The sequence below is a fragment of the Streptomyces hilarionis genome (assembly GCF_024539675.1).
Lineage (GTDB): Bacteria > Actinomycetota > Actinomycetes > Streptomycetales > Streptomycetaceae > Streptomyces > Streptomyces hilarionis.
Genome location: NZ_JAHHIT010000106.1, coordinates 22,031 through 33,407, shown reverse-complemented (window position 1 = coordinate 33,407; position 11,377 = coordinate 22,031). Strand labels below are relative to the sequence as shown.

The window sequence follows — 11,377 nt, the reverse complement described above, 5'->3', positions numbered from 1 at the left end:
GGGCGGCGCCGGTGTCGGCGCGGGGGAGGAGGTCCGAGGCGGCGCCGGTGCCGGCGTCGGCGCCGGGGGGCGAGTCGTCCAGTTCCACGTACGGCCGTATCCGCAACGGATCGAAGTCCTCCGCCGCTGCCGCCTCGGCCGTGCGCGTGTCGCGCAGGGCCTCCGAGGCGCGCCGGGCGCAGGCGCAGGACGGGGTGTTGTCGGCCGCGCGGAGCGCGCCGCACTCCGGACACGGCAGTCCCTGCCGCCCCGCCCGCCCCTGCTGCCCCGTCGGATCGATCACGTGTTCGTCCCTCCCCATCCAAACGTCAGAGATTATGCAGATCCTCTCCACAAGTGATCGCCCATGGCCCCGGAATGTCGGATTCCGCCAGAATCCAGGTCGCCTACAAGAGGCCATAACGGGTCACACCGATCACGATGGAGAGGGTCACCAGAGCCCCAGGAGGCATCCATGGCCTTGGACGCGCACAGCAGGACGGCGGATCCGCGTCAGGAACACGTGTCCGGAAACGTCCTCGTCTCGATCGGCGCCCTGCTGCTCGGCATGCTCCTCGCCGCCCTCGACCAGACGATCGTGTCGACGGCCCTGCCGACGATCGTCAGCGACCTCGGTGGTATGGAGCACCTGTCCTGGGTGGTCACCGCGTACATGCTGGCGTCGACGGCCGCGACCCCGCTGTGGGGCAAACTGGGTGACCAGTACGGGCGCAAGCGGCTGTTCCAGATCGCGATCGTCCTCTTCCTGATCGGATCGGCGCTGTGCGGAATGGCGCAAAACATGCCGCAGTTGATCGCGTTCCGCGCCGTCCAGGGCCTCGGCGGCGGCGGGCTGATGGTGCTGTCGATGGCGATCGTCGGCGACATCGTCCCGCCGCGCGACCGCGGCCGCTACCAGGGCCTGTTCGGCGCGGTGTTCGGCGCGACCAGCGTTCTGGGCCCGCTGCTCGGCGGCCTGTTCACCGAGCACCTCAGCTGGCGCTGGGTCTTCTACGTCAACCTGCCCGTCGGCGTCGTCGCGCTCGTCGTCATCGCGGCGGTGCTGCACATCCCGCGCAGGTCGACCCGGCACGTCATCGACTATCTCGGCACCCTCCTCATCGCCTCCGTCGCCACCTGTCTCGTGCTGGTGGCCTCCCTCGGCGGCACCACCTGGGACTGGGCCTCGCCGCAGACCGTCGGCCTGGCGGTCCTCGGGGTCCTGCTGGCCGTGGCCTTCGTCGCCGTCGAGCGGCGGGCCGCCGAACCCGTCCTCCCGCTCAAGCTGTTCGGCATCCGCACCTTCACGCTCTCCGCCGTCATCAGCTTCATCGTCGGCTTCGCCATGTTCGGCGCGATGACCTACCTGCCGACCTTCCTCCAGGTGGTGCAGGGCGTCTCGCCGACCATGTCCGGCGTGCACATGCTGCCCATGGTGGCGGGCATGCTGCTGTCGTCCACGGGCTCCGGGCAGATCGTCAGCCGCACCGGCCGCTGGAAGGTGTTCCCCGTAGCGGGCACCGGCGTGACGACCATCGGCCTGCTCCTGCTGCACCGGCTCGACGAACACAGCTCCACCGCCGCGATGAGCGCCTGCTTCTTCGTCTTCGGCCTCGGCCTCGGCCTGGTCATGCAGGTGCTGGTGCTCATCGTGCAGAACGCCGTCGCCTACGAGGACCTCGGCGTCGCCACCTCCGGCGCGACGTTCTTCCGCTCCATCGGGGCCTCCTTCGGCGTCGCCATCTTCGGCGCCGTCTTCGCGAGCCGCCTGGGCGACAAGCTCACGGAGGCCTTCCGGGGCGTCCCGCTCCCGCCCGGCGTCTCGGCGGGCTCACTGGAGTCCGATCCGCGGGGCATCGCCGCCCTGCCGTCCGACCTGCGCCCGCGCGTCCTGCACGCGTACGCCTCGTCCATCACCGACGTCTTCCTGTACGCGGCCCCCGTCGCGCTCCTGGGCTTCGTCCTGGCCTGGTTCCTGCGGGAGGATCCGCTGCGCGGCTCGGTCACCGCGCCCGACGTGACCGAGACCCTCGCCAGCAACCCCGTCGAGCGCTCCTCCTACGACGAGGTCTGCCGGGCGCTGTCGGTCCTCGGCACCCACGAGGGCCGCCGCGAGATCTACCGGAAGATCACCGCGCGGGCCGGCTACGACCTCCTCCCGGCCGCGAGCTGGCTGCTGCTGCGGATCAAGCGGTACGGCAGCGTCGAGCCGGCGGTGCTGGCCGAGCGCAGCACCGTCCCGCTGCCGGTGATCATCGAGGCGGCCCGGCAGGTCGAGGTGCGCCGGCTCGCCGTGCGCGAGGGCCTCGACATGGTGCTCACCGCCGAGGGCCGTGAGGTCGCCGACCGGCTCGCCGAGGTCCGCGAGGAGTCGCTCGCCCGACTGCTCGGCGACTGGTGGGGCCCCAACCGGCCCACCGACCTCGTCCAGCTGGTCAAGGAGCTCAACGGTGAGCTGTGCGGCTCGGAACGGGAACAGCCGCACGACCCGCGGCCGGCGCCCCGGGTCAGCTGAGCTCCCTCGCGAACCAGTGGTCGGCGTACGGCTCGTCGTTGTGCGCGTCGGTCTCCGCGTAGCCGAGCCGGGCGTACAGGGCCCGGGCCTCGACCAGGTCGCCGCGGGTGTCCAGGATCATCCGCGTGGCGCCCAGCGCGCGAGCGGCCTCCTCGGCGGCCCGCACGAGGAGCGCCGCGCCGCCCCTGCCACGCAGCTCCTCCCGCACGAACACCCGCTTCAGCTCCGCGGTCCCGGCGTGCAGCAGCAGCACGCCCGCGCAGCCGCCCGGTTCGCCGTCGTAGCGTCCCACGAGCAACTGCCCCCGTGGCGGCGTGAGTTCCTCCCAGGTCCGGGCGGCGATCTCCCGCTCCAGCTCGGCCGGATCGGTGCGGCGGCCCTCGTGGAGCAGATACCAGCGGTCGCTGACTTCGGTGTAGTAGTCCCGCCAGAGCGCAGCGGCGACCGGGGAGCCGGAGGGCTCGGGGGCGATGGTCCAGGTCATCGGCTCATTCTGCGACGACGGCCTGCCCGGAAGGCAACCGAATAACCGAGGACGCGGGGCCCTTCCGACGGGCCTTTCGAGGGGCCTTTCGAGGGGTGCCCTCACGGGTCGTCAGACGGGCTGTCCTGCGAAGGGCCTGACGAGCCGTCCGATGAGCCGTCCGACGAACCTTCCGACGAGCCGTCCGACGAACCTTCCGACGGATCTTCCGGCGGACCTTCCGGCGGGCCGGGACGCCCGCCGTTTACGCGATGCAGTCGGGGCAACCCGACAGAAGAACCGGCCCGTGGGGCCGACACACCGGAAGGCAAGGCATGTCCACAGGAGTGATCATCGCTCTGATCGTGGTCGTGGCGGCCCTCGTCGCCGTCGCGGCCGTTCTGGTCGTGAGGGCCCGCGGCTCGCACGGCGGACACGGTCTGAAGCGCCGCTTCGGACCCGAGTACGACCGGGCCGTGGCCCGCCACGACGGAGACGTCAAGGCCGCCGAGCGTGAACTCGGCGCCCTCGTCGAGCGGCACGGCGGACTGCGCGAACGGCCGCTGGAGCCCGCCGAGCGCGAGCGGTTCGAAGCCCGCTGGACGGCCGCGCAGGAGCGGTTCGTCGACTCGCCCCGCGAGGCCGTCGTCGAGGCGGACCGCCTCCTCGCCGAGGTGGCCGGCGCCCGCGGCTTCCCGGCCGGCGACCAGTACGAGGAGCAGGTCGCCGCGCTCTCCGTCCACCACGCCGGCCACGTCCAGGGCTACCGGCGCGTCCACCGCGTCGCCCAGACCTCCACCGGCGCGTACGGGACGGGCGCCGGCGCGGCCTCGGGGCCGGCCGCCGGCGCGCCCGACACGGAGGACATGCGGTCCGCCCTGGTGGAGGCCCGCGCCCTGTTCGACGACCTGATCGCTTCGTCCGGCCGTGGCTCCGAACGCCACCGCGTCCAGGAGGCGGAGGCCCGGGAGCGCTCCGGCCACCGCCCGCAGTTGGGCTTCCACCGTCACCAGACGAAGGAGGGCTGACCGCCATGTCGGACCTGACACCTGAGCGGGGCACGAACGCCGACGACCGCCGCCCGGCGGACGACCGTGCCAAGGCCGCACGGCCCGGCCGGGCCGTCCTGCCCGGAGAGGTCGTCCTGCCGCTCGGCAAGGACCGCTCGTCGAGGGATCACCGCGACGACGGCCCGGTGGCCGAGCCCGGCGCGGCGACGCGCAGGGACACCACCGCGGGCACGGCGGGGACTGCTGGGACTGCTGGGACTGCTGGGACGACGGGCACTGCGGGCACGACGGGCGCCGCGAACCCCACCGGCCCGACGGGCGCGAAGCCCGTGCCGCTCAGCCCCGACACCGTCGCGGGAACGGCAACGGGAACGGGAACCGGAACGGCGGCGACTTCGGGAGCAGGCGTGGACGCCGGCGCGGTGGGCGCCAAGGGCCGTGAGACCGGAAGCACTTCGGCCTCCGGGACTCCGGTCCCGCCGATCACCGCTCCGGCCACCGGCCCGTCCTCGCCGAGGGCGTCCGCCACCTCTGCCGCCTCCGCCGGGGTGTCGACTCCGCCCCCGACTCCGGCCCCGGAGCCGAAGTCGGCGACGCCGTCGACGTCCGGTGGGTACGACGGCCTGTCCCTGTTCCCTGAGGAGGAGTGCGACCGCATCTCCGCGCGCATGCGCCAGGCGGTCGTCGGCTTCGTCGACGGGCCCCGGGACGCCGTGGCGGAAGCGGACGAGGTCCTGGAGGAACTCGCCGCGCGCCTCACCGACGTCGTGGACCGCCGGCGCCGCACCCTGCGCGGCTCCTGGCACCAGCCCGAAGGAGGCAAGGACAAGGCCGCGGCGGCCGTCGACACCGAGCAACTGCGCCTGGCCCTGCGGGACTACCGCGAGCTGACGGAGCGGCTGCTGCACCTCTGAAGTCCCGCGTCCGGCCGGTCCGTCCGGGCGGGCCCGACCGTCACGGGTCGGTCCGCTCGGTCGCGCCTCCGGCGGACCCTCCCCCGGGGGACGTCGCTCCGGCGGACTTCTCCCCAGCCGTCGCCCGGCGCTCCCGCCACTCCCGTACGACCGCTTCCACGTCGTACGGCTTCATGCCCAGCGGGGGCCCGGGCGGCGGCTTGAACATCATGTCGCGCAGCTTGACGTTGACGTCCGTGATGATCTTCCGGACGATGCGCTCCGAGGGCGCCGCGTAGGCCGCCGCGAGCGCGTCCTCCGCCTCCTTGCGCAGGGCGAGCGTCGGCGGCAGCACGGACAGACCCTCCCGGGCCATCTTGCGTCTGATCCACCACAGTTCGTCGTACGGCGTTTCCAGCTCCGCGGGCAACGGCTCGCCCGTCCCCGGCAGTTGATCGAACTGGCCGCGCCGCTCAGCGTCCCGGATCTGCTTGTCGACCCAGGACTCGAACGGAACACCCGGTGGCTTTCGCTCGGTCATGCGTCCATTGTGCCGGACGCGATGTGCCCGGGCGATTTATCATGCGGCCGCTGCACAAACACATTCGGGACCCAGGACGCCGACAGGCATGTCGAAGACATCTCAAGGGGAGCGCACGTGCTCGAACTGACCATGGCCACCGTCTCCGGGACGGAAGAGGGCGCCACGGCCGGCATGCTCATGGCCGACTCGCCCAGCGACCCGGGCGCCGTGCTGCGGGTGGGCAGGGACAAGTCCGTGTGCCGTCTCGTCACGCCCGAGGACTGGCTGTTCGTCTCGCGCGTGCACCTGGAGTTCCTGTGCGGGCCCGACCGCACCTGGCAGGTCTCGTGGCTGCGCGGGTCGCAGGACGAGCCGTCCTCCGAGGTGCGACTGGTGATCGGGCAGTACACCCAGTCGCTCGTGTACGGCGGGACGCTGCCGCTGGCGGGGTCCGGCGAGATCATCGTGTACGACCGCACCGGACCGCGCAGCGTCAACGTCGGTTTCTACCTCGAGGCCTGAGCGCCCACGACGCCCGAACGCCCACGAGGCCGCGAGGCCGCGAGGACCGGGCCCTCGCTGGGCCCGGGAGGCCTGGGCGGGCCGGACGACCCGGGGCTATGCCAGGACGCGTGCCAGCGCGAAACCGTCGTAGCCCTTGGCCCCGACCGTCTGGATCGCGGTGCCGCTCAGTCTCGGGTGCGTGCCGATCAGTTCGATCGCGGCGCGGGTGCCGAGCACGTCCGGGGCGTCGTCGTCGGCGTCCACCACCCGGCCGCCCCGCACGACGTTGTCGACGACGATCAGGCTGCCCGCGCTGGTGAGCTTCAGCGCCCACTCCAGGTAGAGGGCGTTGTTGGCCTTGTCGGCGTCGATGAACACCAGGTCGAACGGGGGCGGGTTCTCGTCGGCCAGCAGCGGCAGCGACTCCAGGGCCGCGCCGACCCGCACCTCGACCACCTTGTCGAGTCCGGCGCGGGCGATGTTGCGGGTGGCGACCTCCGCATGCCGGGGGTCGTACTCCAGCGAGACCAGACGGCCGTCGGCCGGCAGCGCGCGGGCCAGCCAGATCGTGCTGTAGCCGCCGAGCGTGCCGATCTCCAGGATCGACCGGGCTCCCTGGAGCTCGGCGAACAGCTGGAGCAGCTTGCCCTGGTTCGCCGTGACGCTGATCGGCGGCAGGCCGGCGGCGTCGCTCTCCCGCAGAGCGGCGGCCATGATCTCGTCGTCCGGGGCCAGGCGGTCGGTGAAGTAGGCGTCGACGGCGTCCCAGGCCTGCGACTCGCTCATGCGTCCTGCCTTTCCTGTCCTGTCGTGTCCGGTCGTTCCTGCCGGCATCTCTCGTTAGCGATGCTAACTACTCGCGTCAACGGGGCGGGCGCCCCACGAGTTCCTTCCGGTCGAGCCGGACGGCCCTGCGGAACCGAATTCAGCCGTTCGGCCCAGGATGCGCGGCCGTTGGCGCCGTCGTCGTCGTCGCCGTCGTCGCCGTCATGGTCGTGGTGACTGGTGTGGCCGGCGTGGCCGCCCTGACCGGCGTGATGGTGACGTCGTCCGTCCCGGTCACGGCGTCCGTCCGGCGCCGTCCCCAGCGCACCCCCAGCACGACCGCGACCGCGTTCAGGACGAGCAGCGCGCCGGCGAGCGTCAGCAGCCACACCGGGATCCCGGCCGTCACGAGCAGCCGGTCCTCGTAGACGGCCTGCCGGAACGCGGTGTCCGCGGCAGCCCGGCGCAGTTCGTGGTCCCCGGTGATGTCTGAGGGGTGCGGGAACTCCTGGGCCACCGCCGTCAGGAAGGGCGCGCCCGTCGACAGCTCCCGCAGCGGCCCGGTCGTCGCGGTGAGCCGCCCGGCGAACGTCACCCGCGGTCGCTCGCCGCCGATCCGGGAGGCCGGTTCCATGCGGTGGGCGGCGAGGACGTACAGGCCCAGCGACTGCGGCGCGGCCGCCGACCGGGACAGCCGCATCGGGTAGACGACCCGGTCGGAGGCGAAGTCGAGCCGCAGCGGATCGAGCCGGCCGCGCAGCGCGACACCGGCGGTCTCGGGCGCGAGCCGCACCGCGACGTACTCCCAGCGCCGTTGCGCGTAAGGCCGCAGGGAGTCCGCCAGACCGGGGGGCGCGGTGAAGCCGTTGGCGTGGAGCCAGCGATCCAGTTCCGTCGGATCGGCGGCGGTGAGCCGGGCCACGTCGAAAGGCCCGAGCCGTTCGCGCCCCACCACGCCGACCCGGCCCGGCCGTGTCCGGGGCGGGGGCGGAGCGCCGACGGCGTCGCCGGTGGTCAGCGGCCAGTCGCCGTCCTGCGGCCAGAAGTGGTGCCGGGTGCGGCGCACGGGAGCCGTCGCCGCGGCGAGCTGGTCGAACAGCTCCGGGTCGCCGAGCCGGACCGTCGCCCGGTGCGGCACGGGCATGATCCAGGCGGCCCGCTCCGCGTTCCCGTCGACCGTCAGGCTCAGCACGATCTGCTCCCGCGCGCCGTCCCAGCGCACGACGGAGACCTCCCGGCCGACCCTGATCTGCCGCTGGTCGCCCGGGAGCAGCGCGCCGCAGCCGCAGGCGTAGGCCGGGGAGACGAGGGAACCGAGCTGGATCGCCAGCAACGTCACGAACACGGCCACGACCCGTAAGCGCAACCGCGGATCGCGGACCGTTCCCGGTGCGCGGACCACTCCCGGTGCGTGGCCCACTGCCGATGCGCGGCCCCCGCCCGATGTGCGGACCCTGCCCGATATGCGGATCCTGCCCGATGCGCGGACCCTGCCCGATGTCCGGTGCATGCCGGTGTCCCCTCCAGTCCGCCTCGCGCACTCTGCGTACGCCCCACTGCACACATGGTGCGAACGACGGTACGGCGCGGGGGCGGATCCCGTTCGCGGCGCCTTCCGGATCCCGCCCTTCGCGGAAGCAGGCCCTCTCGGTACGGACTATGGTCTTCCGGACAAAAGATGGTCAGGCGGCGCGAACGAGGCGGAGGCCGACGAAGCGTGGCGAATGCGGAGCACAGCGGGCGGACGGCGGAGACCTTCGGGGAGACCGCGCTCGAGACGACGAGAGCGCGTCTGCGCGCGGCCCGCCTCGGCCTCTGGCTCGTGGCGGCGGCCCTCGCCGTGCGCCAGGTGGTCGTCGTCCTCGGCACCCCGCGCGCGGAGCGGCTGACGGACCTGGAGACCTGGGTCGGACCGGACGGCGTGCTCCACGTCGGCGGTTCGCTCTACGCGTCGACCCGTTTCACCGGCACGCCCTTCACCGGGCTCGTCCTCAAGCCGCTCACCAGGGCGGCCGAACAGGCCCTCGGCTGGGGCTGGACCTTCGGCACCCTGCTGCTGGTGGCGGCCCTCGCCGTGGTCCTGGCCCGTGCCCTGCCCCAGCCGGTCGGCAGGCGGACGGCGCTGCTGGCCGCGCCCGTCGCGAGCAGCCTGCTGATGCTCTCGCTGCCGGTGCGCAACACGCTCTGGCTGGGCCAGACCAGCGTCGCCCCCGTCCTGCTCGTCCTGCTCGGCTGCTTCGTCGCACGGGATCGGCGGGTCGCCGGCGCCCTGGTCGGGGTGGCCGCCGCCCTCCAGCCCACGGTGCTCCTCTTCACCGTCCTGCTGTGGTGCACGGGCCGCCGCCGGACCGCGGCGGCGGCCGGCGCCACCTTCGCCGCCGGCACGGCGCTCGCCTGGGCGGCGATGCCGCACGACTCGTCCCTCTACTGGGTGCACCACCTCGCGGGCGCCGGGCTCGGCGGCGAGGCCGACGCGCTCGCCAACCAGTCCCTGCACGGCGCCCTGCTCCGCCTGGGCCTCACCGGACCGCTCGAGATCGGCCTGTTCCTGTCGCTGGGCGCGGTCGTCGCCGCCCTCGGCGTGCGCCGGGCGATCCGTTACGCCCGGGACGGCCAGCTGCTGCTCGCGGTCGCCCTGACCGGCTGCGCGGCGATCGCCGTCTCCCCGACGACCTGGCAGCACCAACTGCTGTGGGTCCTGCCGACCGTCGTCGGCCGGGTCGGCCGGCGCGCGTCCGACCGCTACGTCTGGCCCGTGGCCGTCGTCGTGGTGATGACCCTCCCGGGCGCCATGACGCTGCCGCACATGGAGGTGCTCCGCCCGCTGCGCGACAACGCGGTGCTGCTCCTCGCGCTCGCCGCGGCGACCGTCGTCCCGTTCCTTCCGCGGACGTCCCCCCACTACCGGACGCCGATCCCGACCGAGTGCGCCGAGCCGGTGCCCGCCCGCGTGCGGCACGTCCCGCTGCTGCCCTTCCTCAAGCGTGTGCTCACCCGCCCCAACCTGCTGCTGGAGCTTCTGCTGCTGCGCGTGACGTACGCGGCGTACCAGCAGGTGCGGCTGGCGGCGACGGGCGGCACCAACTCGGGCGGACGGGCCCGGGCGGAGGCCCACGGCCGAGACGTCCTCGGCCTGGAACGCCGTCTGCACCTCGACATCGAGCGCGGCGTCAACCACTGGGTGGTCGGCGTCACCCGGTTGCGAGACTTCTTCGACTTCTACTACTCGTCGCTCCACTTCGTGGTCCCGCTGGCCGTCCTCGCCGTCCTGTACTGGCGCCGCCCGGTCGACTACCGCTGGGCCCGCTCGTCCCTGGGCTTCGCCACCCTGCTCGCCCTGGTCGGCTTCTGGCTCTACCCGCTGGCCCCGCCGCGCCTGATGCCGGGCCTCGGCGTCGTCGACACGGTCCACGGCGTCCAGGACTTCTCCAAGCCGGACTACGGCACGCTCACCTCGCTGACCAACCAGTACGCGGCCATGCCGTCCCTGCACTTCGGCTGGTCCCTGTGGTGCGGCCTGGTCATCGCCGTCGTCGCGCGCGGCCGGTGGACGAAGTCCCTGGGCCTGCTGCACCCCCTGTTCACGGTCTCGGCCATCGTGGCCACCGGCAACCACTGGGTCCTGGACGCGGTGGGCGGCGCGGCGGTGGTGTGCGCGGGCTTCGGACTCTCCTACGCCCTGATGGGCCCCCGGGCCCTCACCACGACGCCGGGCCGCACGACGAAGCCGAAGCCCCCGACGACGCAGGCACCCCCGACGACTCCGGCATCGCCGACGACTCCGACACCACCCACGCCGCAGCCCACCTCCACGCCACCACCGCCGTCGGCATCGTCGTCGGCCCGGTCGGCGGAAAAGACCCGACAATGAGCTGATCGCACATCAGGCGGGAGCGGGGAGGACCGGACGGTGAGCTCCACGGGGACGAGCGGCACGGGGACGAGCGGCACGGGGCGCCGACCGCTCGGCGGTGGGGCGGACGTCGGCAGGAAACGGATGGGACCCCTGCGTTGGCTCCTGCTCTCGACGCTGACGTGCGCAGCGGCCTTCCTCACCTGGCTCTGGGGAGCACTCGCGGGCGGCCTGGACGTCGCGGAGACCTGCACGCTCTACCGAGGGCAGCGCTTCGACGGCGCCTACCGCTCGCGCCACCTGGACGAGTCGACCCGGTGGTTCCCCCTCCACAACCAATGCAACGCCACGTACGACCTGGTCCCGGCCTGGATCAACCCGACGGTGGCCTTCCTCGCCCTCGCCACCGCCGCCGGCCTGCTCATGACGGGCTGGACGACGGGAACCGCACTCCGAGCGCTCCGGACCCGCCGCGCGGACAGGGCCTCCGGCCCGTTCACGGGCGGCGACCGATGACCGCTTCCAGCCACTGAAGCCCCGCCGACGATCGCATGCCGTGCGGGACGAACCGCCGCGCACGGGCACACGCCACGCTGCTCACCAGGCCATATACGCCCACCGGTTGTCACCTACGAACACTGAACGGATGTGCAATCCAAGCCAGATGGGTCTCAGGGGGCCGCTGCGCTCGGTGATAAATCCTTGACCCAATGTGAGAGGACAGTTTGAATACGCTTACTTTTTTGAAGATCTTGTGACTCTGGGGGCGGGGTTCTGTGCAGGTCGTACGGGGGACGTCAGGTGCGCCCGGCCGCCATGGACGCGGCAGACGTGGTCGGCGTGGCGGACGTGGCAGATACGCCGGCGCGCAG

General features: G+C 72.9%; 10 protein-coding genes and 1 pseudogene. 6 read left to right on the top strand and 5 right to left on the bottom strand.

From position 1 onward, the window contains the following. Positions 1-283 (bottom strand): annotated as a pseudogene (locus tag KMS84_RS24940) (hypothetical protein); the annotation flags it as partial. A gap of 171 nt (positions 284-454) precedes the next feature. Here KMS84_RS24940 and KMS84_RS24935 point away from each other — a divergent pair. After that, complete coding sequence (locus KMS84_RS24935) at positions 455-2,494, top strand: MDR family MFS transporter (protein WP_256918693.1); 2,040 nt, start codon at positions 455-457, stop codon at positions 2,492-2,494. On the opposite strand, the gene KMS84_RS24930 is transcribed toward KMS84_RS24935, so the two are convergent. Next, positions 2,487-2,978 carry a GNAT family N-acetyltransferase gene (locus KMS84_RS24930; RefSeq protein ID WP_256918692.1) on the bottom strand — a complete coding sequence of 164 codons (492 nt, stop codon included), beginning with the start codon at positions 2,976-2,978 and terminating at the stop codon, positions 2,487-2,489. The genes KMS84_RS24935 and KMS84_RS24930 overlap by 8 nt on opposite strands. Before the next feature lie 314 nt (positions 2,979-3,292). Between KMS84_RS24930 and KMS84_RS24925 the strand changes: the two genes are divergently transcribed. Together KMS84_RS24925 and KMS84_RS24920 are read left to right on the top strand one after the other, a co-directional pair. Further along, a complete protein-coding gene (locus tag KMS84_RS24925; protein WP_256918691.1) occupies positions 3,293-3,985 on the top strand; it encodes a hypothetical protein in 693 nt (230 codons plus the stop codon). A gap of 5 nt (positions 3,986-3,990) precedes the next feature. Next, entirely contained in the window at positions 3,991-4,881 is an 891-nt protein-coding gene (locus tag KMS84_RS24920; RefSeq protein ID WP_256918690.1) for a hypothetical protein, read from the top strand. Positions 4,882-4,921: 40 nt separating this feature from the next. Here the strand turns inward: KMS84_RS24920 and KMS84_RS24915 are convergent, their stop codons facing one another. Next, the gene (locus KMS84_RS24915; RefSeq protein WP_256918689.1) at positions 4,922-5,401 is read right to left on the bottom strand and encodes a DnaJ family domain-containing protein; all 480 of its coding nucleotides are present in this window, start codon (positions 5,399-5,401) and stop codon (positions 4,922-4,924) included. Positions 5,402-5,518: 117 nt separating this feature from the next. Here KMS84_RS24915 and KMS84_RS24910 point away from each other — a divergent pair, with 117 nt between their 5' ends. Beyond that, positions 5,519-5,905: a hypothetical protein gene (locus KMS84_RS24910; RefSeq protein WP_256918687.1), complete on the top strand. Its 387-nt coding sequence runs from the start codon at positions 5,519-5,521 to the stop codon at positions 5,903-5,905. Between the two features lie 96 nt (positions 5,906-6,001). Here KMS84_RS24910 and KMS84_RS24905 read toward each other — a convergent pair whose 3' ends face one another. Together KMS84_RS24905 and KMS84_RS24900 are read right to left on the bottom strand one after the other, a co-directional pair. Beyond that, positions 6,002-6,673, bottom strand: a complete 672-nt coding sequence (locus tag KMS84_RS24905; RefSeq protein WP_256918686.1) for an O-methyltransferase — start codon at positions 6,671-6,673, stop codon at positions 6,002-6,004. A 139-nt stretch (positions 6,674-6,812) separates the two neighbouring features. Continuing rightward, entirely contained in the window at positions 6,813-8,003 is a 1,191-nt protein-coding gene (locus tag KMS84_RS24900; protein WP_256918684.1) for a DUF2330 domain-containing protein, read from the bottom strand. 366 nt (positions 8,004-8,369) lie between these two features. On the opposite strand from KMS84_RS24900, the gene KMS84_RS24895 reads away from it, so the two are divergent. Both KMS84_RS24895 and KMS84_RS24890 read left to right on the top strand, forming a co-directional pair. Then, positions 8,370-10,523, top strand: coding sequence for a bifunctional glycosyltransferase 87/phosphatase PAP2 family protein (locus KMS84_RS24895; RefSeq protein WP_256918682.1), 2,154 nt, complete (start codon positions 8,370-8,372; stop codon positions 10,521-10,523). A gap of 126 nt (positions 10,524-10,649) precedes the next feature. Continuing rightward, positions 10,650-11,021, top strand: a complete 372-nt coding sequence (locus KMS84_RS24890; RefSeq protein WP_256918681.1) for a hypothetical protein — start codon at positions 10,650-10,652, stop codon at positions 11,019-11,021. Positions 11,022-11,377: the final 356 nt, after the last annotated feature.